The following is a 23,905-nucleotide window of genomic DNA, read 5'->3' as shown; positions in this document are numbered from 1 at the left end:
CGGCTGGTTGCGGTTGCGGGAAAAGTCGGGCTAGTTCAGGTACGGCACGAGCGCCTCGTGCACGCTCTTCGCCAGGTCCACGGCACCGGGCGTGTCGGAGTGCACGCAGATGCAGTCTGCGCGCATCGGGATGTCGGTGCCGTCCACGGCCGTGGCGACGCCGTCGGTCACCGCGCGCACCGAGCGGCGGGCGGCCTCCGCGGGGTCGTACGCGGCGTGCTCGCGGGTGATGATCAGCGAGCCGTCGGACCGGTAGTCCAGATCGGTGTAGTACTCGGCGATGAACCCCTGCGAGCGCTGGCCCCACACCTGCTCGTGCACGGTGTTCGCCATGCCCATCAGCGGCACGTCGAAGACGTCCGCGGCGGCGGCGATCGCGGCGGCCACGGACTCGTCGCGCGAGGCGAGACCGTAGAGCGCGCCGTGCGGCTTGATGTGGTTGAGCGGCATGCCCTGTTCCTTCAGGAAACCGGTCAGCGCGGCGACCTGGTAGATGACCGCGGCGGTCAGCTCGGCCGGGTCCAGCTTCATTTCGCGCCGGCCGAAGCCGTCGCGGTCGGGGAACGAGGGGTGGGCGCCGACCTTGACCCCGTGCTCCTTGGCGAGCGCGACCGTCTTCCGCATCACGACCGGGTCGGCCGCGTGGAAGCCGCAGGCCACGTTCGCGATGGTGATGTAGGGCATGATGCCTTCGTCGTCACCGCACCGGTAGATGCTGTAGGCCTCGCCCATGTCGCAGTTGATCGCAACCATCGTCAGTCCTTCGTTCCAATCAGGAGTGGGCGACCTTCGGGGTGTCGCCGTCGGGGTCGATGTAGATGTCGTCGCCGTCGAGCTTGACGGGGTACCGGGCCAGCTCGGCGTGCCCCGGGTTGATTCCCTTGCAGCTGGTCAGGTCGAACGTCCACAGGTGGCTCTTGCAGGTCAGCGTCGTCTTGTCCAGCTCGCCTTCGACGAGCTCGACCTGCTGGTGCGGGCAGATGGCCTGCGTCGCGACGACCTCGCCGCCGTCGAGATGGGCGACCAGGATCTCCCTGCCGTCCACCTCGAACGACTCCATCTCGCCTTCCCAGACGTCATCCAGGCCGCACACCCGAACGAATCCCATCGCGTGTGTCCTTTCAGCAGAAGCGGTCGAAGTGCAGCCGGTCGGCCGCGAGCCCGTTGTCGATGACGAGGGCGCGAGCGAGGGCGTCGGTCATCGCGAGCGGTCCGGCGGCGTAGTAGGTGTAGTCGGTGATCTCCCCGGCCAGCCGGTCCAGGACGGCGTCGTGGGCGAACCCGCGGAACACGGCTTCGTCGACCGGCTCGTTCCCGGCCGAGGCGGCCGACACCGCGGTGTGCACATGGAGCCGGCCGAGCCGGTACTGCACGAGCCCGACCGATTCCGGGATGTGGATGTCCCGTGGCTCCCGCCCGGCGCAGAACAGGTGCACCGTCCAGCCGCCGGCGTCGGGCAGGGCGGCGACCCCCAGCAGCACGCTGATCATCGCGCCGAGCCCCGACCCCCCGCCGACGCAGACGATCTTCCGTCCCGGATCGTCGGGGCGCAGGTAGGCGTGGCCGTACGGGCCGTCGAGCGTCACCGGGTCGCCCGGCTCGAGCCGGTCGAACAGGAACGACGTCGCCTTGCCGCCGGGCGTGCGCTTCACGACGAACCGCCACTCCCGCGAGCAGTTGCTGAGGTTGCTCATGGAGTAGGCCCGCTCGACGTCGCCGTCCGGCAGGTGGATCATCGCGTACTGCCCGGCCGTGAACGCGGCGTGCTTCTCCGCGTCGAAGACGAACTCGGCCATGTCGTGCGTCAGCGGGCGCACGGCGCGCAGCACCGCGTCCTGCCGGATCGGCCGGGGCGTCGCGACCGGGCCCGGCTCGGCGACCTTCACCGTGCAGTCCGAGAGGGGTTCGCTCTGGCACGCGAGCCGCCGGCCCTTCCGGCGGTCGCGGGCGCTCAGGCCCGGCGCGTCGGGCCGGCGGTCGTGGACTTCGCCCGCCAGCAGCTCGTAGCGGCAGCTCCCGCACGAACCGCTGTTGCATTCGTAGCTCAGCCCGACACCCGCGCGGAGGGCGGAGCGCAACAGCGTGTCGCCCTCCGCGCAGGGAAAGCGGACGCCGCTGCCTTCGACGGTGATGTGGTGTCCGGTAGCGGTGGCCATGACGACGTCAGTCCCCGAACCCGAGCTGCCGGTGGAAGGCCCGCAGCGCGCCGACCGCGTTGTCCGCGGCTTCGGCGTTCTCCGGGATCTGCTCGGCGTAGGCGCGGATGGCGGCGACACCGAGCGGCTCCCACTTCCGGATCCACTCCGCCAGCGTCGGCACGTTCGCCTCGACCTCGGTCATCTGCTGCACCAGCGCCAGCGTCCAGCGGCGCGACCGCTCGCTGTCGCGGAGCGCGGCTTCGGCCAGCAACGCGTGCAGGACGTCGCCGTGGCGGCGAGCACTGACGCCGAGCTGCCGCAGGACGACCTCGTCCATGGCCGGCTTGGCGACGACGTTGAGGGCGACGAACGCCTCCGCCCAGTCGAACGTGGTCAGCTGGCGTTCCATCAGCTCGCGGAAGCCCTGCCACGCGGGCAGTTCCTCCCAGTGCCGGCGCTCGTCCTGGCCGAATCCGGTGGCCGGGTGCGCCAGCCCGAGCTCGGCCGTCCGGTAGGCCACCCGGGAGAGCCAGCGCAGCGAGTCCGCGGCCTGGAAGGCGGCGCAGTTGGCGATCGTGCTGGCCGGTGCCATGTGGACCAGATAGGCACTGGCCATCTGCACGGTGTGCAGCAGGTAGCGGCTCGGCGTGTACAGCTCGGCGAGCGTCGCGACCCACTCGGACGGGAGGCCGCGGTCGTGGCCCTCCTCGTTGTGCTGGTCCAGCAGTCCATCCACATAGGACTCCTGACCGTCCTGGAGGATGTTGTAGGTGCGGTAGACCAGCTCGTCCGGGTCGCGGAAAGCGTTCCAGTCCTCGTGCGTGATCGGGCTGCCGTTGCGGTGGCGGCGGTAGAAGTCCGCCATGAACCCGGTGTGCCCGACGTCCCACGGCTGGTCCTTGTCGCGGGTGTGCCACAGCAGGTTCGTCGAGACGATTTCGTACTCGCTGGGCTTGCGCCGGCGCTTGGCGAGGTGTCCCCAGGTCTTGAGGGGCTTGAGCGGGGCACTCATGCGCGGGCCTCCTTGTTGCCGAGGTAGAAGCGGATGACGTCGGAGCCGGTTTCGATGCGCCCCACGAACGAAGGCATGATCAGCTCCAGCTCGGAGAGCCGGAACGGGCGGCCGAGCTCGCCGGCGATGGTCTCGGCCCGGAGCACGCACTCGCCGCCGTCGACCTCGATGCGGACGTAGGAGCCGCGATCGCGGACGTCGACGCGGCGGCCGGCGTTGTCGATGACGGCCGCGTCGGCGACGGCGCGGGCGACCTCGCCGGTCTGCAGGACCGGGCCGACCGGGTCGGCGATGGGTTCAGTGTTGGTCACCGGTCCTCCTCACTCGTAGTAGATTTCGATGCATTCGGTCGGCTCCAGACCGGACTCGGCGACGGTGCTCTCGCGGGCGTAGGGCGCGTCGACGCCCTGCTTGCGCACCCGGAGGGTCCGGCCGGGCTGCCCGGGCACGTGGATGCCGACGGAGTTGGCGGCGGCCGCGGCGGCGACCTCGTCCATCGTGTTCGTGGTCTCTACCGGCAGCAGCTTGAGGACGAAGTCGCCGTGGAAGTGCGCGGCGAGCGGGACAACGGCCATGGTGGGTTCCTCCTTGCTCAGCCGACGTTCGCGAGCTTCGTGCGGTAGGCGTCCACCCACGCGAAACCGTGGGCGTCCTCCCCGCCGGGGCCGACGACACCGAGCCCCATGTACTCCAGGACACCGCCGAGGTCGGCGGGCTGGATTTCGCCGCCGAGGAAGCGGTCGACGAGGTTCTTGTGGTGCCGGTAGCGCTCCGGGTCGTCCTCGAAGATCCACTTGTCCACTTCGGACGCGAAGTGGTAGCGGCGGCCCTCGTGCACCAGCGAGATGTCCCGCAGCGTCTGCGACGGCGTGCCGACGATGGGCAGCTGCGAGACGTTGCAGATGACCGGCAGCGTGCCCGGCACGGTCTTGTCCATGCGGTCGTGGACCATGTTGTCGATCAGGACGTCCCAGACCTTGCCGAACGTGCCGTTCCAGCCGGGGTACTTCTCCTCCAGCCAGTCGCGCTCCTCGGGGCTGACGCCGGCGGCCGGGTTCCACCACAGGGTCGGCCGCCACGAGTACGTCCCGAGGTGCTGGCCGTGGTGGTGCTCGGAGATGTCGCGCAGGAAGATGTCCCAGTACCACGGCTTCGACAGCCCGAGGTCCTCCAGCGAGCGCATGAACTGCGTGACGATCCACTCCTCCATGAACTCCTTGAAGGACTCACCCCGCACCTCGAGCGGCACGTAGTAGTCCATCGGGATGCCCGAGAGGATGGTGAACAGCCGGTAGGACCGCCAGAAGGCGATGTCGATCTTCTTCTGCGCTTCGGCCTTCTGGCCGTTCTCGATCAGCATCTGCAGCAGCGGCGTGCCCAGCTGGGCGTGCCGCGCCTCGTCCGACTGGATGCTCTGGATCAGCTTGGAGAACGTGAAGTCGCCGGCGTTGGCCGCGTCACCGGAAAGACCGATGAACTGGAGGTTGGTGAAGCCGGTCTCGAAAGCGAAGTTCGCGAAGATCGACGTCGACAGCGCGTCGCGCGTCATCATGACGTCGTCGAAGAAGTGCCGGGCCCCCAAGGTGACCCAGTTGTCGGTGAACATCGCCGCGTGCGACCACTCGAACTGCCGGTCCTTCGGCGCGTACTCGTGCGGGAAGAACAGCTGGATCTGGCCGTGCCGGATCTCGTCGAGCATGCCGAACGTCGCCATGTTCCGCATCCCCGGTGCCTTGGACCAGCGGATGAACCGCGACTCCTGGAAGGAGGCGCCGTACTCGACCAGTGCGACCGCCGCGTAGTGCTCCTTGAGGATGGAGATCCAGCCCGGGTCCGCCTTGTTGTACAGGTCGGCGCGTTCCAGGGCCGCCTTCACCGAGTAGGCACCGGCGTCCTTCTGGCGCTGGATGTCGACGTACTCGCGGTAACTGATCTTGTAGGGCTCGTCGTAGGTCGACCAGATGTCGTCGGGCAGCCCCTCGCCACCGCACAGCTCGGTGGGGAAGAGTTCTTCCTGGGTCACGTATCGGGGTGTCCACTCGGTGCTGCGCGCGATGTCGTACCACTGCGCACGTTCCAGCAGGGCCATGGAAAGCTCCTCGCGTATCGGTCTCTGGGATGGCGGCGGTCAGCTGCTCAGCTGCCGTGTTCGGACCCGAGCGGGCCCTCGCCCCCGGGGTAGACGAAGGACATCGACGGCGTGTAGAAGCCGAAGGTGATCTGCAGCGGGTCGGCCGGCCGGAGCGCGTGAACCGGGTGGTTCTCGTCGAGGAACTCGAAGGAGCGGACCTCGAACCGCTCGGCGAGGTCGGCCACGTACGCGTACCGGCCGCTGATGAACTCGTCGTCCCGGCGGGTGATGTAGCGCAGCTGGCCGACGGCGCGCCGCGTGGTCCCGACGGTGACCGACGCCGTGGTCCGGATGATCGGCCGCCCCTCGACCGACGTCGTCGCCACGAGGGTGTCGCCCTCGAACTCGAGCGTGGTCTCGCCGGGATCACCGGCGGGCACGCCGTGCGCCCTGGCGTACCGGCTCATCACCTCGGAGCTGTTGTGGTAGTGGGTCCACCAGCGACCGGGGACGCCGGCCTCGGTGTCCAGCCCCGCCAGGTTGACGCCGAGGTAGGTCAGCGAGTACGCGCCGAACGATTCGCCACCGTCCGAAGAGGTCTGGTCGGGACCGTCCACGACGTACTGGTTGATGTAGCACGACCGGTCCTCGGCAGGCGTCAGTCCTTCCGGGACGAGTTTCGCCACCGCGTCGGGGTCCGCCGGCACCCACACGAGATAGAGGGTTCTCGATCCGGTCACCAGTTGCGGGGGGTGCAGTGACGTACCCATGGCGCCTCCAAGCTCACCGTTGAACTCCGTACCGGCTGTCTCGGGTAACCATCGGTGAAGCCCGGTTCGGGAGGTAGTGCGCACCTTGGACAATCGGCGGTGCCGGCTACGCCAACTTGGCGCAATGAGCAGCGAAGGCGCAGCTCAGGGGCGGTCCACCAGCTGGAGGGCGATCCAGAGCTCGGTCCTGGTCATCGGGTCGTCAAGGTCTCGATCGAGTGTTTCTGCGACCTTGCTCATCCGGTACCGGAGCGTGTGCCGGTGGATGCCGAGCGCCGACGCCGAGGCGTCCGCCTGGCCGTTGTTCGCGAGGAAGGTCCGCAGCGTGTTCAGGAAGTCGACCTTGGAGCTCTTGTTCTCCACCAGCGGTGCGAGCAGCGCCTCGGCCCAGCCCCGCGCTTCGGCGTTGTCCAAGTGGCGCAGCAGGCCGGCCGAGGCGACGTCGGTGACGTGGGTCAGCTTCCCGACCGCCCCGGACGCGCTGCTGAACACCGAGCGGACCTGCCGCCAGGCGTCGGGAAGGTCACCGGGAGGCGTCGGATCGCTCACCGCGCCGCGGGCGAGCGGGATCCGCCGCAGCAGCGCCTCGAGCGTCCTGGTGTCCCCCTCGGCCGGGGGCATCAGGACCACGACCCGGCCGGGCTCCCACTCCGCCACGAGGGCGCAGACCGCGCGCAGCCCGTAGTCGCTTTCGGCGTGCTCGAGCAGTTCCAGCTCATGACCGGCGGGCACGCCGAGGATGGCCACGCGCAGATCGCCTTCGGGCACGTCGGTGCCGAGTACCCGGCCGATCGAGGCGGCCAGGGCGAGGTTCCCTTCGATGGCCACCTTCGCGACGGCCAGCCGGTTCCGGCGTTCGCTGTCGAGGACGCTGCGCGCGCTGCGCAGCTCGGCGCACAGCAGCGAGACGGCGGTGGTCACGACCGCTTGCTCGGCCTGGTTGAGCGGGGTGGACCGGCCGACGGCGAGGAATCCCTGCACGCGCTCGCGGACCGTCAGGGGCAGCAGGACGACCGACTCGCCCGCCACGGTCATGCTGAGGCTGGCGGCGCTGCCTGAGCGCAGCCTCGGGAGCTCGATGCGCAGGCTCGGCGCGTGCAATCGGCCGGCCGGCGGCCCCGCGCGGACCCCGCCGTCACGGTCCAGCAGCAATGCCCAGCCCTGCATGGCCTTCCCGAGCCGCTCGACGATCGCTCGCGCGGCGTAGCGCGACAACGACGCGCGGATCAGGTCGCGTTGGACCACGACCGCCGAGTTGAGCTCCTTCTGCCGCTCGTCGGAGATGCACTCGGCGACGACGCGGCTGACGGCTCCCAGGCCGGTCGAGGCGGGGACGACCAGCAGCGGCAGGTCCGCGCGTGCCGCCTCGGCGACCAGCGCCGCCGGGACCTCGGGGTAGAACGCGCTGAGCCCGAACCCGAGCGCCGCCGCTCCGGCCTCGACCAGGCAGGCGACGTACTGGTCGGCCGCCGCGGGCAAGCCCGAACCGGTCGTCAGGACCAGCTCGCTCCCGCCGAGGTAGGGCCGGGGATCCGGCAGCTCGCTGATCAGCGCCCAGTTCACCGTGCGCCGCAGCGCCTCGGGCGAGCCGGAGAGGCGCCGCAGCTCGAGGTCCGTCCGCGCGAGCAGCGCTTGCACGGTCAAGGGCATGCCGCCTCCACAACCCGTCTTCCGGGAAGCCGGCGCCGTGGAATCCGGGCGGCCGCGCTCCGGCGAGGCATCGTACGTCGCCGGCAGGTCCACCGCAGCCCGCCGTGACCCACGCCGCCGTGCGGGTAACCCGATCGGACGCTGCACACTGGACAGTCCGCCGCGGAAACGTATAGACACCAACCGTGACCCCAGCGATCATCGCCACCCCCGAACCCGCAGCGGGTCACCCGCGGGTGACCTACCGGACGGCCGGCGACCGCGCGCTCATGGTCGAGTACGGGCAGCCGTTCCCGGTCGACCTCGCGGCCAACTTCTTCGCGCACGCCGCGGCCAGGCACCTGACCGCCCACCCCGTCCGCGGGGTCCTGGAGATCGCCTCGGGTCTGCGGTCGCTGACGGTGTACTACGAACCGAGCGCGATCAAGCAGGAGAACGTCGTGACGGCTCTCGAAGAGGTGCACCGGGCTCTGCCGGAGCCGCGGTCCATCGTGCTGCCGAGCCGCCGGCTGAAGCTGCCCATCGCGTTCGACGACTCGGCCTCGCGCGAAGCCGTCCACCGCTACCGGGTGAGCACGAGGCCGGACGCGCCGAACGTCGTCGACGGGACCAACGTCGACTACATCGTCCGGTACAACGGCCTGCCCGACCGCGAAGCCCTCTACTCCCGCGTGCTGGAATCGCTGTGGTGGAACGCGTTCACCGGCTTCTACCCCGGGCTCCCGTCCTTGCTGCCGCTCGACCCGCGGTCCGAGATCGTCGCCCCGAAGTACAACCCGGCGCGGGGCTGGACCCCGGAAGGAGCCGTCGCACTCGGCGGCCCCTGCATCGTGATCCATCCGATCGAGTCACCCGGGTCGTACCAGATCTTCGGCCGCACGGTGCCGATCAGCCAGCTGACGCGAAACCCGCGCACGCACCGGGTCGACCCCGCGCTCATCCACCCCGGGGACCGCATCTCGTTCTTCCGCGTCACCGAAGCCGAACTGATCGAGCTGCGCCGCCAAGCCTTCGCCGGGAGCTACGACTACGACGTGGAGCCCGGTCGCTTCGCCGCGGAGGAATACTTCTCGACCGCCGCCGCCCCGGAGGTGTCCACCGAGGCGGAACGCCGCCGGGCCGCGCGGCACGCCGCCCGGGAAATGGTCAAGATCCCATGACGAAGCCGGTTTCCGGGAAAACCGTTCCCGTGCTCGAAGTGATCGAGCCCGGTCTGCAGACGACCGTCCAGGACCACCCCGGACGGGTCGGCATGCAGTCGATGGGTTTCTTCCCGGCCGGACCGGTCGACCCGCTCGCGTTCCGCATCGCCAACCTCCTCGTCGGCAACCGCGCGGGAGCCGCCGGACTGGAAATCCCGCAGGGGCGGTTCCAGGCGAGCTTCCTCCACGACTGCGTCGTCGCCATCACCGGACCAGACGCCGGCGCCACGCTCAACGGCGACCCGATCCCCGGCTGGGAAGCCGTGCCGGTGTCCGCCGGCGACCTGCTGGCGTGCGGCATCATCGCGGGACCCGGCTACCGGCGCTATCTCGCGGTCTCCGGCGGCATCGCCGTGCCGGAGGTGTTCGGCTCGCGGTCGACGTTCCTCGTCGCCGGCCTCGGCGGGCTCGACGGCCGCGCCCTCGAACAGGCCGACGTACTGGACGCCTTCGCCACGCCCGCGTCCCGCGTGCTGCGGCGGGTCCCGGCCTCGCTCCGGCCCGCCTACACCGACCACTGGGAAATCGAGATCCTGCGCGGACCGCACGCCGACCCCGACTTCTTCTCCGAGGCGGGCTACCGCGATTTCCTCGACGCGACCTGGCGCTGTGACCTGAGTTCCGACCGCGTCGGCGTCCGGTTCAACCCGCACCGCCTCCACTGGGCCCGCGCCTCCGGCGACATCGCCGGCGGACACCCTTCGAACCTGCTCGACAGCAGCTACCCCCTCGGCGGCATCCTCGCCTACGGCGACGTGCTCACGATCCTGTGTCCCGAAGCCAACACCTCCGGTGGCTTCGCCGTCATCGCCACCGTCGCGCACGCGGCGTTCTGGAAGGTCGGCCAGCTCCGGCCCGGCCGCGATTCGGTCGACTTCCGGGAAATCGACCTGGGCCAGGCGGCGGCACTGGACAAACGTCTCGAGCACGCACTCGACCCGGCGAACTTCGACCGAGCCTGACCACGCTTGCACCCCAGCCGACCAGGAGCGGCAACGGCCGACATGCCAGGCCGCGGCACTCCGCGCCGCTTGAGCCCGAGCACCGCGACGGACGACCCGCGTCCGGCTACCAGACTCGGGACGTCCGCTAACGCACGACCATGCGCCGGAGCGAACGAGCTTCTGCGCCAGCTTGCGCCAACGGGTGATCGTCATCCCGGCCGTCGGCACGGCGTTCGATCGCCTTGCCGACGGCCTGGTGGCCGGGCTTGTCGGGCCGCAGATGGTCCGCGTCCCCGGCGGGCTGCCGGACCTCGACGGCGTCGAACCACCACTCCGAGATCGGGTTGGAATGGTGAGCCCGGCCACGCGACTTCGTGAGCGCCATCAACTCGGTCATGCCGTAGGTGTGGCCGCGGTAGGTCTGTTGGATCGGCGCGACGTCGAGCCGGGTCTTCTTCTGGATCTCCTGCCTGGCAGGTTCGCCGGGCCATTCGTCGTGTCCGGCGGCGATGAGCTTGAACGCCCGGCAATCCTCGGCGATGTCCGCCTAGATCACGTCGTAGTCGTTGACCTCGCCGAGCGTCACGGTAATCCAGCTGTCCTCGCCGAAGCCCCGAACAGCGCGGCCGAAGCGACCGTGGACCTTGTTCTACGGTCGCGTAGTATTTCTACAGTCGCGTAGAATTCACCTTGGGAAGGCGCTGTGCTGGACTACTTCGAAGCGATCGTCGTCGGTGCGTTCCAGGGCGTCACCGAGCTGTTCCCGGTGTCCAGCCTCGGCCACTCCGTGCTGATCCCCGCTGTCGTGGGCGGGCAGTGGGCCCGGGACCTGGACGTGTCGGCGCCGGAGTCGCCGTACCTGGCGTTCATCGTCGGCCTGCACGTGGCCACGGCCGCGGCGCTGCTGCTGTTCTTTTGGCGGGACTGGGTCCGAATCGTCGGCGGGTTCTTCAGCTCGATCCGTCATCGCCGGGTGCAGACGGCGGGCGAACGGCTGGCGTGGCTGATCGTCCTGGCGACCATCCCGGTCGGCGTCAGCGGCCTGTTGCTGGAGCACCTCTTCCGCACCACGCTCGGCAAGCCGATCCCGGCCGCGGCGTTCCTCATCGCCAACGGCGTCGTGCTCTACACCGGGGAACTCCTGCGCCGCCGGGCGAACGCCGGACCCGTGCCGGTCCCGGCCGACGCACCCGGAGCCGCCGTCGACGCAGCCGCGGACGCGGCCGCAGATGTGCGGCTTTCGCGCATGTCCTTCGGCCGCGGCACGCTGATCGGCAGCGCCCAGGTGCTCGCGCTGCTGCCCGGGATCAGCCGCTCCGGCGTCACGATGGTGGCCGGGCTGCTGCGCGGGCTCTCCCACGAGGACGCCGCCCGGTTCTCCTTCCTGCTGGCCACCCCGGTGATCCTGGCGGCCGGGGTGCTGAAGATCCCGGACTTGTTCGGCCCGCTCGGCGCGGGCATCCACGGCCAGGTGCTCGCCGGGAGCCTGGCGTCGTTCGCCAGCGCGTACCTGGCGGTGCGGTTCCTGACCCGCTACTTCCACACCCGGACGCTGACGCCGTTCGCGTTCTACTGCGTGCTGGCCGGGGCGGGCGCGCTGACCGTGCTCACCCTCCGCTGATCCGGCAGCCGGGTAGATTCGAACGATGCGGAAGGAACCGGCACGACGCGCCCCCGGCGCCCTCGAAGCCGAGGTGCTGGGCGTGCTGTGGCGCGCGGAGGAACCCCTGTCCCCCGCCGACGTCCAGGCCCGGCTCGAGGACGACCTCGCCTACACGACGGTCGTGACGATCCTCACCCGCCTGCACGACAAGGGCATGGCGACGCGGGAGAAGCACGGGCGCTCGTTCCGTTACCACGCCGTCGACGACGAAGCCGGGCTGGCCGCCCGCAAGATGACCAAGGTCCTCGACGGCGAACCGGACCGCGGCAGCGTCCTGGCCCGGTTCGTGACACAGCTGTCCGATGCGGACGAAGCCCTGCTGCGCGACCTCCTGCGTGGCCGGAAGTGACCACGGACCCGCTGATCCCCCTGCTGCTGCCGCTGCTGGCCTGGCCGGTGTCGCGGCTGGTCACGCCCCGGGTGCCACCCCGCGCGGCGAGCTGGCTGCTCACCGGCACCTGCCTGATCCTCGCCGGATCAAGCACCGCGGCACTCGCCCTGCTGGCGTTCTCCGGCCTGTCGCTGCTGCCGGTGGTCGCCGAGGCCGGGCACTGGTCGCCGGAGGCGTTGCGGACGCTCGGCGGCGTCGACGTCCCGGTGTCGATCGGCGCCGGCGCGGCGCTGGCCGTCCTCGCCGTGCTGCTGGTCCGTACGAACGTCCACAACGCGCGCTGGATCCACCGCGTGTCGCGCGAACTCGACGAACACAGCCCTCACGGTGGCGTCGTGCTGCTGCCCGGCCGAGAGCCGGTGGCGTTCGCCGTGCCCGGCCGAGGCGGCCGCATCGCCGTCTCCGGCGGGATGCTGGCCGCGCTGAACCCGCACGAACGAGCGGCGCTGCTGGCCCACGAACGCGCCCACCTCTCCTCGCGCCACCACGTGTTCCTGCTGGCTTTGACGTTGTCCTCGACGCTGAACCCGCTGCTGCACCCGCTCTGCTCGGCCGCCGGGTTCGCCCTCGAACGCTGGGCCGACGAAGCCGCGGCGGCCCGGGTCGGCGATCGCACGGTGGTCGCGCACGCGGTGGCCAAGGCCGCCCTCGCCGCCCGCCCGCACGGCGGCTTCGCCCTCGCCGCCACGGGCGGCCCGGTGCCCCGCCGGGTCACCGCGCTGCTCGAGCGTCCCGCCGGGCTGCGGCGGACGTCGGTGGCCGTGCTGAGCGCGGCGGTCCTGGGTGTCGCGGCGCTGTCGGCCGCGACGGTCCTCGACAGCGCGGCCGACCTGCACGACGGCATCGAACTCGCGCAGGCCGGCCGCTAGCTCACCGCCTTCAGCCGAGGAAGGGCAGCACGCGCGTCCCTTCCTGGCGTACCGCCTGCAGCGCCTGGGGCTGCAGGCCGAGCAGCCGGAGGATCGTCGGGGCGATCTGGGTCGTCGTCACCGGCGCGGCGACCGTCCGGGATTCCCGGCCCGGTCCCGTGACCACGAGCGGCACCGCGCGATCGTCCGGGGCGACGCCGCCGTGTTCGGCGATCTTCTTCGTCCCGCCGGTGTAGACGACGCCGTACTGCGTGACGCCGAACAGGTCCGGCACCCGGTCGTCGCCGGGCCGCACCCCGAAGTAGCGCGCGGCATCCACGCCCGCGTACACCGTCTGCAGGCCGGAGCGGGCGAATGCCTTGGCCGCGCCGGTGCTGTCGGTGCCGGTTCCGTTCTGGGCCAGCAGGTACTGCTTCGCGAACTCCGTGGCCGCCGGCGAGCGGTCGGTGAGCCACAGCAGCATCGCGTCGTCGTCGGCCGAGGCGGCGACGAGGTCGCCGGCGCCGGGGTGACCGGCCCGCCAGGCCGCGTTCAGCCCGTCGAGCAGCTTGCCGTCGGGCACGCGGGTCAACGCGGCCCGGTCGGTCGGCGACTGCCCGTGCTTGGCCGACAGGATGATCGTGGTGTCGCGGTCGAGATGGTGCCGCCGCAGTTCGGCCACGAACGCACCGATGCGGCCGTCCACGAAGTCCAGCGCCGAGGTCAGCACCGGGCCGGGCTCGACACCTCCGGGCAGGTACCCACCGGGTCGCCCGCCGGACTTCGGCAGTTTCTGGGCGGTCGACACGGACTGGAAGTTGAGCCCGAACACCGCTGGGGTGCCGACGCGGCGGGACCGGCTGTGGTCGTAGCCGTCGATCTCGTTGAGCACGGCTTGGGCCTTGTAGCCGTCGTACTGCTGGGTGGCGGCGTTGTCGGTGGTCCAGTCGCCGGTTACGGCCGGGCCGGTGCTGTTGATCTCCGGGGTGAACAGGTCCTGCACGCCGGTGCCCGACGGACCGTCGAGGATTTCGTATGCGGGGTGCTTGTCCGACCACGCCGTGCGCAGCCCGGCCTGGCGGGCGACCTCGAACACGGTGTTGACCTTCAGGTACTCGTGCGGCTGGACCGGACGGCAACTGCGCGGGTCGACGGGGAGCGCGGCGGGGTTCAGCAGCGTCGCGGGGTTGCCGGTCATGCCCAGCACCGAGCCCGGCAGCCCGGTCAGGCCCTGACCGGCGTCCAGCCTGCTCCGGTCGCGATCGAGGTCCTCGGTGAGGTCGACCTGCGCTCCCGGCCGTACGCCGGCACACGAGGTCGTTCCCGCGGGCAGCAGCCGGTGGTTGTAGGTGGCGTCGTAGTAGATCCCCGTGGCCGCCGGGTCGCCGCCGGTCAGCTGCCCGATCAGGCCGGGGAACGAGTCGGACGGCACCGGCGTGCGCGCACCGGTGTACTCGGTCCCCCGAGCGACCAGGCCGGCCAGCGCAGAATGCGGATGTTGCGCGGCGTAGGTAGCCAGGTCGGCCTGGTGCAGGCCATCGACGGAGATCAGCAGGACGTGGTGACTGCCGGGATGAACGGCCGACGCGGAGGCGACGGGCACGGCCGTGAGCATCCCCACTGCCGCGAGCGCGGCCGGGATGCGGATGCGGTTCGGGGACAAGGCTTCCTCCTCGCCAGGCCCGGGACGGGCCGTCCCCGGCATCCCACGTCACCAACCCGGCCACGAAACGACGCCGACGCGAACAGCCGGTGAACAGATTCTTCGACGTCGGCCCCACAGAAACCCTTGGGGCACAATGACCAACCGACATGCAGAATGTCCGATACGGACACAATGTCCAGCCGTGCGACGCGACGCCCGTTCACCGGCAAGCCTGTCACCCACGTTGATCGATGACCATGGAGAACGTCTACCTACCTGTCGCAGAACAAGTGGGCATGAAGCGCATCGTGCTCGTCTCGGCACGACTGGGTGCCGGGCACGACGGAGCAGCCCACACCCTTGCGCGCCGGACACCTGTCTGCTCAACTACTTGCCCCGCAAGTCGGCGATGACCGGACACCCTGGTCGGCGAGGACGAACTGGAATGCGGGAGCGTGCGCGGTCGAGGGCTGGCCAGCTTCCGGGGGGCTTCGCTTGACACCGACCTACAGTCCAGCGACCTTGCGGAGCCAGCCGCTGGTTTGCTTCCGAGACGCGGTCCCGAATGTTGGCGATGATGATTCCTATGTAGCCGACCTGAAGGCGAAGTTCTTGCCCTATAAGCCGATCAGGAAGAGTGCGCCCGCAGCGAGCAGCCCGATCTCGACGAGCAGCACGAACGCGCGGTCACTGATCCGGCCGCCGATCTGCTTGCCGGCCCACGCACCGAGCAAGGTCGCCGGGGTGAGCGCTGCGCCGTAGAGCCATGCTGTGCTGGTAAGGAGGTCACCGCCGCCGTAGGGGCGATCTTGGTCAGGTGCATGGTCAGCGCGCCGGCGGCCTCGGTGCCGATGTAGGCCGCGCGGGTCAGGCCGACGGCGAGGAAGAACGGTGCGGTCAACGGACCGACCGAGCCCAGTAGCGCCGGCCCGAGCCCGGACACGGTCCCGACCGCGGTGAAGGCCGGCTCGGTCGGCGGGGCGCGGTTGCCGACGCACCCGCCGCCAGATCACCACGCCGATCAGGAACACCCTGAGGGCACGCTTGAGTGGGGCGAGCGGGGCGTGAGCGAGCAGCAGCCCGCCGGCACAGCGCGGGGCATCGCACCCGGAGCGAACCAGCCGATCAGTGACCAGCGCAGCTCGCGGCGATACCGGCTTGAGCAGAGCCGACGTGTTTACCCAGGCCTTCTCGGGTACTCCTCTCGCGCAACGATCCACGAGGTCCTGATCAGTTACCTCGACACACGGCGGCCCGCGGTGGACTTCAGCTCTTTCCGCGCTGAATCTCGATCCTCGCCAGGCTGTGTTCCGGTCCGGTCTGGAACGTCACCACGCCGGGATCGACACGCTGGCGTTGTCCCCGGCGCAGGCGGCGGCGTGGTGCGACCGCATCCGCGTCGTCGTCCGGGCCGACCGAACGTCACCGTCCCCGCACCGGAGTGCTGGCCACCTTCACCCGGATCCGCACCTCCTGCTTCGACATCGAAAGCTGGGCGGCCGACGACGCGACCTCGGCCGAGTGGGCCGTTGCCAGCCCGGTCCGGCGCAACGACTCCGGCGGCATCGCCAGGCAGTAACGGGCGACCGCGTTCCCGGATGCGCCAGCGGATCCGGGAACGGCGGCCGCACGTGCCGGTGCTGGTCGACATCGCCCACCGGCTTGCCGGGTCGGCGACCGCGGTGGGTCGCCGGCCGATACACCGCGGACCCGGTGCCTCACACGCCGCCGATCCTGAGGGGAACCTCTCACCTTCGATCCGCGCCTCATGCAACAGCGAGACGCGGGCGAGCGGTGCACCAACAGGCTCAGGCAGCGCCTGGATCCTGGCCGCCCGACATGCGACGGTTCGCGTGCTGCCGGCAGAACGCACCAACGCCGCAATCCCCTCCAGCTCCGTCCTCAATCGGTCTGGCGCTACGGACGAGCGGCCCCCGCGCTGCTGGCGGCGCGGGGGGCGCTCACGCCCGCTGAATGCTCGCCCCCGCCAGAACCGCGCGGGCAAGGACCGGCGGGTTCGTCGGGACGAGGTTCGGCGGCAGCGCCGGCTTTCGCGGGGCAAGGTTCGGGGCGCCGCACCGATGGCGTACCGCGTCAACGCAATGCTCGCGGGATGTGCCGTACCGACGGAACAGCCTATCGAGGCCGACCGGCCACTTCGTCGGCGGCTGCTCGCGACACTCGGCATTCTGGCCGTGGACGCCATGGACGATGACGACTGCTCCAGCGTCCGCCCATGCCGCTGGGCGAGCGTTGCCCGCGCGACGATCGGAACCCGATACCGGCCTGGATGGAATCGAGTAGTCCTACTCATGGTGGCGCAGGCTGGGAACGGCCTACCGTGCTCGACGTGGATGATCACGACGCCGAGCCCGCGGGATGTCGGCCGAGCGGGCCGGGGCCGGCCCACCGGTGTGGGATGGCCGCGATCGTAGGCGGAGCCCTGGGCCTGTCCTGGCTGGCAGTGATGAAGACATCCTCTCTGGACGCGGCGCTGTCACGCGCCGAGCTGGGCGCCTTGGGCATCGTGGTCTTCGCGTTGCCGGTCGCGGCGTTGGCAGCCTGGCCACTGCTGTGGGCAACCGGGGTGAGACCGGCGTGGCGAGTTGCCCTGTTCGCCCCCGTTTTCGTGGTGGCGATGTGGCATCTGCTGGACGTGCTCTGGCTCGACACAGCCGTGCGCGACGGATGGCTGAACGCCTTGCCTCTGCCGGCCCTGACGGCCGGAGGGTACGCGGCCGCTGCGCTGGCCACCGCCCCCGGAGTCCGGTTCCGGCGCCGGCGGTCTTGATCACGTTGACGACATGTCGCGCTGTGCACCACGCCGAGTGAGCCCTTGCGGTCCTGGCAGGCGAACCACCGGATCGGGGCTCGACTGCACGCCTTCGACGATCGCCGCGGCCGGCCGACTTGCCGCCTGGCTGTCTCTCCACGGCCCACAGCTGGAGACGGCGGCCGCGATGCCCGCTCATGCCGACGAGCGTGCCGGCGGCACCGGACCATACGGGTCGCATAGTGAGTTTGGAGCGGTCGAGGCCGGTTAGGCCGAAGCCGGCCCGCTGGGCTCCAGCACGGCCAGCCGCGGGACCAGCAGCAAGGACAGCGCCAGGACCGCCCCACCGATGATGAGCGGGGCTCGCACGCCGAGTACGGAGCCGAGGAGGCCACCCAGGGCGGCGCCGATGGGGCCGGCGCCCCAGCCGATCAGCCGGTAGCTGCTCGTGGCCAGGCCCATCAGCTCGCGAGGGATGAGCCGTTGGCGGATCACCACGGCCTGCACGTTCCACAGCATGATGCCGAACGCGCCGGCGGCGTAGGCGACTGCGACGACTGGGATGGACCAAGCGAACCCCGCGAGCAGCAGACCAGCGGCGATCAGGCCGATCGACAACCCAAGTCCCGGAGCGGGCCGAAGGTGCTCGCGGACCCGGCCGCCGGCGAGGCTGCCGAGCAGGCCGCCGGCCGCGCCGGCCAGCAGGACAACGCCGTAGATCGCGGCCGGGCCGTGCAGGACCTTCACGATGAGCAGAACCAGCATGGTGGTGCCCATCGTGAGGGTTAGGTTGGCCACTCCGAGCTCGAGTGCCAGCAGCCGCAGGCCGTGGTGCTGCCAGAGCCAGCGCAGGCCCTCACCGGATGTCGGCCCGGATGGTCGTGGTCCGGTCGGGACGCGCAGCGGTGTGCCGGGCGCGGATGGTGAGCACGAGAACGGCGGCCGCCATGAACGAGACCGCGTCGACGACCAGTGGCGCACCGGCGGAGACGGTGAACAATGCGGCGCCCAGAGGCGGTCCGATGAACTGGAAGCTCACCACTTGGATGGCCTGCAAGCGGCTGTTGGCGGTAGCCAGCTGGGCCGGACCGGGGCCGAAGAGGTCGACGATGAAGCTGTTGGAAGCGTTGTCGAAGACGGTACCGGCACTGCCGAGCACGAAGGTGGTGACGGCTAGCGTCCACAGTGGCGGGGTGCTCACGAGCAACCAGATGGCGAACGCCGCGACGAGGGCACCGCGCAGCAGGTCGGTCCGCCACATAAGGGCCCGGCGGTCTGCCGGTCGGCGAGTGCACCGCCCAGCAGCGTGAAAAGCAGGATCGGGACGGTGCCGGCGAAGGTGACGATGCCGACCGCTGCCGGTGTCGGTGACAGGGCGACGGCGAGCAAAGGCAGAGCGACGCTACGGACGCCGTCGCCGAGCAATGATATCCCGGCAGCGCCGAAAATCCGAAGGGAGTCGGCCTTGCTCGTGGTCTGTTCCAGCGCCCCCATGACGGAAAGCCTAGGCCGGCCAACCCACGGATCCCGCAGCGATCGCTCAGAGCAGAAGAACGCCCGGCCCGAGCCTTGAATCGATCTGGAACGCACCGTGCCAGCGCAGAGCGCGGTCATTCACCGCCTCGGGGAGGCGCACGCTCATGCCGATGTGCGGGCGATCCGTCAAGTGGGCTTCATGAGCTTGGCCAGGCGACCGCCGGACTCCGACGACGACAGGTATTTCAGGCGCGACGGTGCAAAGGTCGGAGCGGATGACGCCCTGGTTGCACGTCCCCCAGCTCCTCGTCCGGCGGTGCGGCAGGCAGGCTCTCCACGGTCTCCGGCCGCTCGCGCGGCTTCGCGGCCGAGAACTCTTCGCAGATGCAGACCACCCACGCGCCGGAAGGAACCGGTCCGGAACCGTCGCGCATGCTCCGGCGACCGGGACATTTGGTTAAAATCTTCGTAAAGTTATTTCCCGACAGCGTTCCCTATGTTAGGAAGTGTTCCTAACTAAGCAGTGTCCCCACGACCGCTGGAGGCCAGCCATGTCATCCCGTCCGCGCCTCGCCGTGGCAGCCGCCGCGGCTCTGGCGCTCGCCATTCCGTTCGCCGTCAAATCCGCCGACGCCGCCACGATGGACACCCAGGCCGGCGCGCCGGACGCGGCGGCGGCCAAGACCTACACGGCCGCCGAGGTACTGGCCGGCGTCAAGAAGAACAGCACGTCCGCGAACCAGGTCAACTCCAAGCCCCACATCAACACCATGACGCGGGCCAAGAACGTCAACGTCTTCCAGGTGGCGAAGGGCGTCTACGCCTACAGTTCCAGCCTGGCCGTCGACGACGACGGCAGCGACCCCGACCCCGATCCCGACCACCAGGGGACGACGACTTTCCAGGACAGCAACGGCAAGCAGCTCGCGGCGCACCACGTGCCGTTCTACGTGCTGGGCGACGACTGCTACGACCGCAAGTCCCCCTGCCCGCACTTCTTCTACAAGGAACACAACATCAAGGGCCGGCAGTTCGCGCTGATGTTCTACAAGAGCAAGTGCATCGGCGCCATCTTCGGCGACACGCAGACCGGGAACAACCAGACCACTTCGGACAACGACTCGCGCGAGCTGGGCGAGGCGTCCGTGAAGTCGGCCTCCCTGCTCGGCATTCCCAGCAGCGGCACCACCGGTGGCGTCGACAACGGCGTGACCGTGGTGATCTTCTCCGGCTCGTCCTGGGTGGTGAACGGCACCAACGCCAACCTGAACGCCAACGCCCAGGCCCTGGTCCAGAAGGCGCTGGACAGCCTCGGCGCGAGCATGGGTATCTAGTCGCGACGCAGCCGGCCGGAGGCGGTCGCCACGACGGGTGTCCATCGTGGCGACCGCCTTCGCCGTGAGCCGTTCCGGGTTACGGCTCATCGCTGTTCCGATTGTCCACAATGGTGGCGACGCGGCCGGTCGCGACGTTGTACACGGCGAGATCCTCGCTGGCCGCGGACGGCCAGCGCTGCACCGGCTGCAGGGCCAGGAGCGGAGTGCGAACGGCTGATCGCACTCGGTGCCACCCGGGTGCGCCGCTTCGAGCCCGAGCCTCCGCTCAGCGCCGGGTTCATCGTGATGACCGACCCCGAAGGCAACGAGTTCTTCCTGGACTGACCATAAAGCGCGTGGCGGGCCGGACCACCGTCGGCCTCAGCCGAGGGGCGGCGCGTTGGATCGACCGCGCCAGCGTGGACGCATCTCCAACCAGGTCCGCACATGGCGATGTGTCCGACGTGCGGAGCGTGCCTGGCCTTCTGTGTGCTCGCGCGGCACCGGCCAAAGAGACCGAGCTGATGGCCGTGTCGGTGCACCTGTATCGCAGTTGGGAAGCCGCCCACCTTCGTGGTGCCGCGCCTTCGTCCGGCGGCCCGGCCAGGATTTCATCGAGCGCCAAATCGATCCTGGTCATCTGCGGCGGCTGCAGGTGTACTCCTGGACAGCTTCCGCGATTCCCTCCTTGAACCCGTCGACCGCCGGTCGAATAGTGGACAGTTCGCATCGCCGCCGCTGCCGTGCGGCCAGGCCACACGCCGGGGCTACCGAGACAAGCCGCCCCGGGGGCGCGGGGTTCCCCGGGGCGACCGGTTTGCTTGGCAGTCAGCTCACGGTGATTGCGGTGTCGTCGATGACGAAGGACGTCTGCCTCGTGTAGTCCTCCGCTCCGGTGAATTTCAGCGTGATCTGCTGGCCCGCGTACGGGGCCAGGTCGAAGGTTTTCTGGCTGTAACCGGTGTTGTGGTCCAGATTGGAGTACGTCGCCAGTGTCGCCAGGACGGTCCCCGCGCTGTTGAGCACCTGCACCTTGAGCGTGTCGTACTTGGTCGTCGTCGTGGTTTCGGCCGTGTCGATGTGCTGCCAGTAGCCCAGCTGGTACCTCGAGCACCCGGACGGCATTGTGACGGGCTGGGACAGCGTGTCGGTGTGCGTCGATCCGTATCCGTCGAGCCAGGCGTCCCAGCTGCCGGTGTGGGCGGGTTCCGCGGTGTTGTCGGCGACCACGCCGGAGCTCGTCGACCACGGCGCCGCGGTTCCGGTTTCGAAGCCCGGGTTGCCGAGCAGTTGCCTGGGCGCGCAGCCGCTGGGGGTCGCCGTCGCCTCGGTGCTCTGCGCGCCCTCACCGATCGAGTTCACGGCGCTGATCCGGTAGTAATAGGGCTGGCCGTTGGTGAGACCGCCGTCGGTGCAGGAAAGCACGGCGCCGAGGCTGCTGCAGCCGCCGGTGGTCAGTAGCGCTTCGCCGCCGCTTGCGGTGCCGCGGTACACGCGGTAGGACGTGATGTTGACGCCTCCGTTGCTCGCAGGTGCCGTCCAGTTCAACGTCACCTGGCCGTTCCCCGGGGTGGCGGTGAGGCCGGTGGGTGCGCCCGGCGGCGCTCCGGCGATGGGCGACGCGGTGACCTGCACGGTCGAGGTGGCGGCTTTCGCTGGCGAAGCGCTGTCGGTGACGGTCAGCGTCGCCGTGTACGTGCCGGCGTTGTTGTAGGTGTGGCTCGGGTTCTGCGCCGTGCTCGCCACGCTGCCGTCACCGAAGTTCCAGCTGTAGGAGTACGCCGGTGTCCCGCCGGTGGCGGTTCCGCTGAACGCGACGGTCAGCGGTACCTGGCCGGACGTCGGCGCGGCGGACGCGGACGCCGCGAGCGGCTGGCCGACAGCGCCGACCGTGACGGCCACGCTCGAAGTGGCCGTGTGCGCTGGCGAAGCGCTGTCGGTCACGGTGAGCGTCACCGTGTAGTTTCCGGCGGCGTTGTAGGTGTGACTGGGATTCTGGGCAGTGCTCGACGCCGACCCGTCGCCGAAGTTCCAGCTGTAGCTGTAGGGCGCCAGGCCGCCGGTCGCCGAGCCGGTGAACGACACGGTCAGCGGCGCGTTACCGGTCGTCGGCGACGCGTTGGCCGTGGCCGACAACGGGGTGGCGCCCTGGACCCACAGGTCCTCCAGCGGGTCGCCGAGCGCGGCCTGGTCCGCGGAGGTCATGGGGAAGGTGGTCGGGCCGAGGTTGTCGTTCGGGTCGATGGCGCCGGGCGACACGTTCTCCAGGGTGCGTTCCATCGCGGCCAGCACGTTGTTGGTGCTGTAGGCGACGTGCGAGACGTAGCCCTGCTTCATGTACTTCGGCGAAGCGACCACGACGGTCGGCACGCGGTAGGTGTTGCTGACGTGGTCGGGCCCGTTGCTGCCGTTCTGGGTGTCGTCCTCGGTCACCACGATGACCGTGTTGTCCTTGTACGACGAGTTGTTCATGAGCGAGTCGACGACCTGCTTGGTGACCGCGTCGTTCTTCGGGATGTCCTGGTAGGTCCCGGGGTGGTCGTTGAACAGCTCGACGTAGGAGTAGGCGGGCAAACCGTTCGCGGACACGTAGTTCAGGAAGCCGTCGCCGATGACCTGATCGTCGTCGTTCTGGGCCTTGCACGTGTAGTTGTTGTAGTTCAGCAGCTCCGGTACGGACGTGCCGGGCCGGTTGACCGGGAGCACCTCGGGCTTGCCCGTGCCCGGGTTCTTCCACTCGCCGCTACCGCTGCTGAGCATCCAGTAGAAGTCACCGTTCATGACGTACGGGTACGGGCTGGTGCCGGTTGTCGTGCCGGTCTGCGTCGCGCATGGGTCCGTGCCGAGGCCGCCCGGGCTCGAGACGCCCTTGAGGAAGCGGTCGAACTGCGTCCCGGTGGTGGCCGGATAGGGCTGCTGCTGGGAGCTGGACTGGGACTGAGCGGAGAAGAGCCACCAGTGGTTCGGGCCGCTCGGCGGCTGCGTGCCGGTGCTGTAGGCGTCCATCAGCGCGTTGTTCTTGGCGAGAGCGTGCAAGTTCGGGACCGAGCTGATGTGGTTCGTGCTCTGCACGGCGCCGTTGCAGCCGGCCTGCACGGTGGTGGCGCAGTCGCCGAGGTAGTCATCGAAGGTGTGGTTCTCCCGGACCAGCACCACGAAATGGGTGAACGGCGGGAAGTAGGGCGCCAGCGGATTCGACGCGGCCGCGGCCTGTGCCTGCACAAGGCCGGACCGATTCGCGAAATTCTTCGGTTGCGGGAACTGCGTGAATTCGACGCCGGGCGCGGCGAACGTCGCGCCGCTGCAGTCGTAGTCGTCCCCTTTGTAGGACTGTGGCCGATTTCCTTCCGGAAGGTCCTTGGCGTCGTCCGGGTCGTCGCTCGGCTGCCAGTTCTTGAGGGTGCACGAGCCGACTCCCGTGTTCGGCCGGGCTCCCGCGACGGCCGGGCCCAGGCCGAGGCCGCCCAGCAAGAGCATGACACCTGCGATGATCGCCAACCGTGACTTCCGTCTGTTCATGGGTTCTCCCCAGCAGAGTCCTCGGCGAAACGGCGGCCGACGGCCACCCGAAATCGCATGGTCCGGGCAGAACCTGCCCGCCACAACCACCCGCCGACTGGAATTCTCGTCCCGGCCAATATTTTTAGCGTCCGCTAACTTTCGGAGAGTTCTCGCCTTGATCAGGTAATGTCGTGTCGGCTGATTCACGCCCGCGCGGATTTCCGGGCACGTCACTCCGGAGGACGTTGAGCTCGCACCAGCGGCAGTACATGGGCTTGGTCGACGACCGCGTGAACACGCGCCACAGATGAGACTCGGGCCTGGTGGACTCCACTGCTTCGGGCTGTATCCACCATGCCGGTGTGAGCCGCGGCAGCGAGCCGTGCGACGTCACCGAGGGCTGTCTCGCCCGCTGACAGCGCGAGCAGCGCGTCCGCCATGCTGAACAAGCGCAGCAGGTCTCGACGGTTCATGCCGTCGACCTTCGCAGGGATGGGTGGCACAG

Annotated in this window: 23 protein-coding genes and 1 pseudogene; 9 read left to right on the top strand and 15 right to left on the bottom strand. The window is 69.7% G+C overall.

Going from position 1 to position 23,905, the window contains the following annotated elements; translation table 11 throughout:
* Positions 1-30: 30 nt before the first annotated feature.
* The 9 genes from pxpA to BT341_RS17625 all read right to left on the bottom strand — a co-directional run bounded on the left by pxpA (position 31) and on the right by BT341_RS17625 (position 7,641).
* Positions 31-753 carry a 5-oxoprolinase subunit PxpA gene (pxpA, locus tag BT341_RS17665; RefSeq protein WP_072477348.1) on the bottom strand — a complete coding sequence of 241 codons (723 nt, stop codon included), beginning with the start codon at positions 751-753 and terminating at the stop codon, positions 31-33.
* Positions 754-772: 19 nt separating this feature from the next.
* Entirely contained in the window at positions 773-1,108 is a 336-nt protein-coding gene (locus BT341_RS17660) for a monooxygenase system ferredoxin subunit (RefSeq protein ID WP_072477347.1), read from the bottom strand.
* 13 nt (positions 1,109-1,121) lie between these two features.
* Complete coding sequence (locus BT341_RS17655) at positions 1,122-2,156, bottom strand: 2Fe-2S iron-sulfur cluster-binding protein (RefSeq protein ID WP_072477346.1); 1,035 nt, start codon at positions 2,154-2,156, stop codon at positions 1,122-1,124.
* Positions 2,157-2,163: 7 nt separating this feature from the next.
* Positions 2,164-3,150, bottom strand: a complete 987-nt coding sequence (locus tag BT341_RS17650) for a ferritin family protein (protein WP_072477345.1) — start codon at positions 3,148-3,150, stop codon at positions 2,164-2,166.
* On the bottom strand, positions 3,147-3,461 hold the full coding sequence (locus tag BT341_RS17645; RefSeq protein ID WP_072477344.1) for an MmoB/DmpM family protein: 315 nt from the start codon (positions 3,459-3,461) through the stop codon (positions 3,147-3,149). The genes BT341_RS17650 and BT341_RS17645 overlap by 4 nt, the downstream gene beginning before the upstream one ends.
* A gap of 9 nt (positions 3,462-3,470) precedes the next feature.
* Complete coding sequence (locus tag BT341_RS17640) at positions 3,471-3,725, bottom strand: toluene-4-monooxygenase system B family protein (RefSeq protein WP_072477343.1); 255 nt, start codon at positions 3,723-3,725, stop codon at positions 3,471-3,473.
* A gap of 17 nt (positions 3,726-3,742) precedes the next feature.
* Complete coding sequence (locus tag BT341_RS17635) at positions 3,743-5,239, bottom strand: YHS domain-containing protein (RefSeq protein WP_072477342.1); 1,497 nt, start codon at positions 5,237-5,239, stop codon at positions 3,743-3,745.
* A 47-nt stretch (positions 5,240-5,286) separates the two neighbouring features.
* A complete protein-coding gene (locus BT341_RS17630) occupies positions 5,287-5,934 on the bottom strand; it encodes an acetoacetate decarboxylase family protein (RefSeq protein WP_245805004.1) in 648 nt (215 codons plus the stop codon).
* A 201-nt stretch (positions 5,935-6,135) separates the two neighbouring features.
* Positions 6,136-7,641: a PucR family transcriptional regulator gene (locus tag BT341_RS17625; RefSeq protein WP_072477340.1), complete on the bottom strand. Its 1,506-nt coding sequence runs from the start codon at positions 7,639-7,641 to the stop codon at positions 6,136-6,138.
* A 185-nt stretch (positions 7,642-7,826) separates the two neighbouring features.
* Between BT341_RS17625 and BT341_RS17620 the strand changes: the two genes are divergently transcribed.
* Positions 7,827-8,801: a 5-oxoprolinase subunit B family protein gene (locus BT341_RS17620; RefSeq protein WP_072477339.1), complete on the top strand. Its 975-nt coding sequence runs from the start codon at positions 7,827-7,829 to the stop codon at positions 8,799-8,801.
* Positions 8,798-9,805, top strand: coding sequence for a 5-oxoprolinase subunit C family protein (locus tag BT341_RS17615; RefSeq protein ID WP_084742898.1), 1,008 nt, complete (start codon positions 8,798-8,800; stop codon positions 9,803-9,805). The genes BT341_RS17620 and BT341_RS17615 overlap by 4 nt, the downstream gene beginning before the upstream one ends.
* Positions 9,806-9,932: 127 nt before the next feature.
* Here the strand turns inward: BT341_RS17615 and BT341_RS17610 are convergent, their stop codons facing one another.
* Positions 9,933-10,184, bottom strand: a complete 252-nt coding sequence (locus tag BT341_RS17610) for a hypothetical protein (RefSeq protein ID WP_072477338.1) — start codon at positions 10,182-10,184, stop codon at positions 9,933-9,935.
* Between the two features lie 306 nt (positions 10,185-10,490).
* On the opposite strand from BT341_RS17610, the gene BT341_RS17605 reads away from it, so the two are divergent.
* From BT341_RS17605 to BT341_RS17595, 3 genes are read left to right on the top strand one after another with little or no spacing between them, the layout of a single operon-like run.
* Positions 10,491-11,408, top strand: a complete 918-nt coding sequence (locus BT341_RS17605) for an undecaprenyl-diphosphate phosphatase (RefSeq protein WP_072477337.1) — start codon at positions 10,491-10,493, stop codon at positions 11,406-11,408.
* A gap of 25 nt (positions 11,409-11,433) precedes the next feature.
* A complete protein-coding gene (locus tag BT341_RS17600; protein ID WP_072477336.1) occupies positions 11,434-11,799 on the top strand; it encodes a BlaI/MecI/CopY family transcriptional regulator in 366 nt (121 codons plus the stop codon).
* A complete protein-coding gene (locus BT341_RS17595) occupies positions 11,796-12,710 on the top strand; it encodes a M56 family metallopeptidase (protein ID WP_072477335.1) in 915 nt (304 codons plus the stop codon). Before BT341_RS17600 ends, BT341_RS17595 begins: the two co-directional genes overlap by 4 nt.
* Before the next feature lie 10 nt (positions 12,711-12,720).
* Here the strand turns inward: BT341_RS17595 and BT341_RS17590 are convergent, their stop codons facing one another.
* The gene (locus BT341_RS17590; protein ID WP_072477334.1) at positions 12,721-14,352 is read right to left on the bottom strand and encodes an alkaline phosphatase family protein; all 1,632 of its coding nucleotides are present in this window, start codon (positions 14,350-14,352) and stop codon (positions 12,721-12,723) included.
* Between the two features lie 1,423 nt (positions 14,353-15,775).
* On the opposite strand from BT341_RS17590, the gene BT341_RS45340 reads away from it, so the two are divergent.
* A complete protein-coding gene (locus BT341_RS45340) occupies positions 15,776-15,913 on the top strand; it encodes a hypothetical protein (RefSeq protein ID WP_177328831.1) in 138 nt (45 codons plus the stop codon).
* Between the two features lie 840 nt (positions 15,914-16,753).
* Positions 16,754-17,125: a hypothetical protein gene (locus tag BT341_RS17580; RefSeq protein WP_072477333.1), complete on the top strand. Its 372-nt coding sequence runs from the start codon at positions 16,754-16,756 to the stop codon at positions 17,123-17,125.
* A 249-nt stretch (positions 17,126-17,374) separates the two neighbouring features.
* On the opposite strand, the gene BT341_RS17575 is transcribed toward BT341_RS17580, so the two are convergent.
* The 3 genes from BT341_RS17575 to BT341_RS44325 form a co-directional block, all read right to left on the bottom strand.
* Positions 17,375-17,872: an MFS transporter gene (locus BT341_RS17575; RefSeq protein ID WP_143168581.1), complete on the bottom strand. Its 498-nt coding sequence runs from the start codon at positions 17,870-17,872 to the stop codon at positions 17,375-17,377.
* A gap of 91 nt (positions 17,873-17,963) precedes the next feature.
* Positions 17,964-18,368 (bottom strand): MFS transporter, encoded by a 405-nt coding sequence (locus BT341_RS17570; RefSeq protein WP_072477331.1) that lies wholly within the window; start codon positions 18,366-18,368, stop codon positions 17,964-17,966.
* Positions 18,305-18,601: an MFS transporter gene (locus BT341_RS44325; protein WP_072477330.1), complete on the bottom strand. Its 297-nt coding sequence runs from the start codon at positions 18,599-18,601 to the stop codon at positions 18,305-18,307. Before BT341_RS44325 ends, BT341_RS17570 begins: the two co-directional genes overlap by 64 nt.
* Before the next feature lie 533 nt (positions 18,602-19,134).
* Here BT341_RS44325 and BT341_RS17560 point away from each other — a divergent pair.
* Together BT341_RS17560 and BT341_RS17555 are read left to right on the top strand one after the other, a co-directional pair.
* Positions 19,135-19,917 carry a glycoside hydrolase family 75 protein gene (locus BT341_RS17560; protein WP_072477329.1) on the top strand — a complete coding sequence of 261 codons (783 nt, stop codon included), beginning with the start codon at positions 19,135-19,137 and terminating at the stop codon, positions 19,915-19,917.
* Positions 19,918-20,118: 201 nt separating this feature from the next.
* A pseudogene (locus tag BT341_RS17555) lies at positions 20,119-20,244 on the top strand (VOC family protein); the annotation flags it as partial.
* A 483-nt stretch (positions 20,245-20,727) separates the two neighbouring features.
* Here the strand turns inward: BT341_RS17555 and BT341_RS47305 are convergent.
* Positions 20,728-23,418 carry a PKD domain-containing protein gene (locus BT341_RS47305; protein ID WP_084742897.1) on the bottom strand — a complete coding sequence of 897 codons (2,691 nt, stop codon included), beginning with the start codon at positions 23,416-23,418 and terminating at the stop codon, positions 20,728-20,730.
* Positions 23,419-23,905 lie beyond the last annotated feature (487 nt).

Source organism: Amycolatopsis australiensis (genome assembly GCF_900119165.1).
Taxonomy (GTDB): Bacteria; Actinomycetota; Actinomycetes; order Mycobacteriales; family Pseudonocardiaceae; genus Amycolatopsis; species Amycolatopsis australiensis.
The sequence above is the reverse complement of the archived record's forward strand: the minus strand, read 5'-3'. Positions and strand labels throughout refer to the sequence as shown.

Coding starts and splice junctions, on each gene's coding strand:
- BT341_RS17615 (WP_084742898.1), top strand. CDS start 8,798: ATGACGAAGCCGGTTTCCGGGAAAACCGTTCCCGTGCTCGAAGTGATC.
- BT341_RS17560 (WP_072477329.1), top strand. CDS start 19,135: ATGTCATCCCGTCCGCGCCTCGCCGTGGCAGCCGCCGCGGCTCTGGCG.
- BT341_RS17625 (WP_072477340.1), bottom strand. CDS start 7,641: ATGCCCTTGACCGTGCAAGCGCTGCTCGCGCGGACGGACCTCGAGCTG.
- BT341_RS17660 (WP_072477347.1), bottom strand. CDS start 1,108: ATGGGATTCGTTCGGGTGTGCGGCCTGGATGACGTCTGGGAAGGCGAG.
- BT341_RS17570 (WP_072477331.1), bottom strand. CDS start 18,368: ATGTGGCGGACCGACCTGCTGCGCGGTGCCCTCGTCGCGGCGTTCGCC.
- BT341_RS17575 (WP_143168581.1), bottom strand. CDS start 17,872: ATGCTGGTTCTGCTCATCGTGAAGGTCCTGCACGGCCCGGCCGCGATC.
- BT341_RS17655 (WP_072477346.1), bottom strand. CDS start 2,156: ATGGCCACCGCTACCGGACACCACATCACCGTCGAAGGCAGCGGCGTC.
- BT341_RS17610 (WP_072477338.1), bottom strand. CDS start 10,184: ATGACCGAGTTGATGGCGCTCACGAAGTCGCGTGGCCGGGCTCACCAT.
- BT341_RS44325 (WP_072477330.1), bottom strand. CDS start 18,601: ATGGGGGCGCTGGAACAGACCACGAGCAAGGCCGACTCCCTTCGGATT.
- BT341_RS17635 (WP_072477342.1), bottom strand. CDS start 5,239: ATGGCCCTGCTGGAACGTGCGCAGTGGTACGACATCGCGCGCAGCACC.
- pxpA (WP_072477348.1), bottom strand. CDS start 753: ATGGTTGCGATCAACTGCGACATGGGCGAGGCCTACAGCATCTACCGG.
- BT341_RS17640 (WP_072477343.1), bottom strand. CDS start 3,725: ATGGCCGTTGTCCCGCTCGCCGCGCACTTCCACGGCGACTTCGTCCTC.
- BT341_RS47305 (WP_084742897.1), bottom strand. CDS start 23,418: ATGAACAGACGGAAGTCACGGTTGGCGATCATCGCAGGTGTCATGCTC.
- BT341_RS17580 (WP_072477333.1), top strand. CDS start 16,754: ATGGCCGCGATCGTAGGCGGAGCCCTGGGCCTGTCCTGGCTGGCAGTG.
- BT341_RS17650 (WP_072477345.1), bottom strand. CDS start 3,150: ATGAGTGCCCCGCTCAAGCCCCTCAAGACCTGGGGACACCTCGCCAAG.
- BT341_RS17600 (WP_072477336.1), top strand. CDS start 11,434: ATGCGGAAGGAACCGGCACGACGCGCCCCCGGCGCCCTCGAAGCCGAG.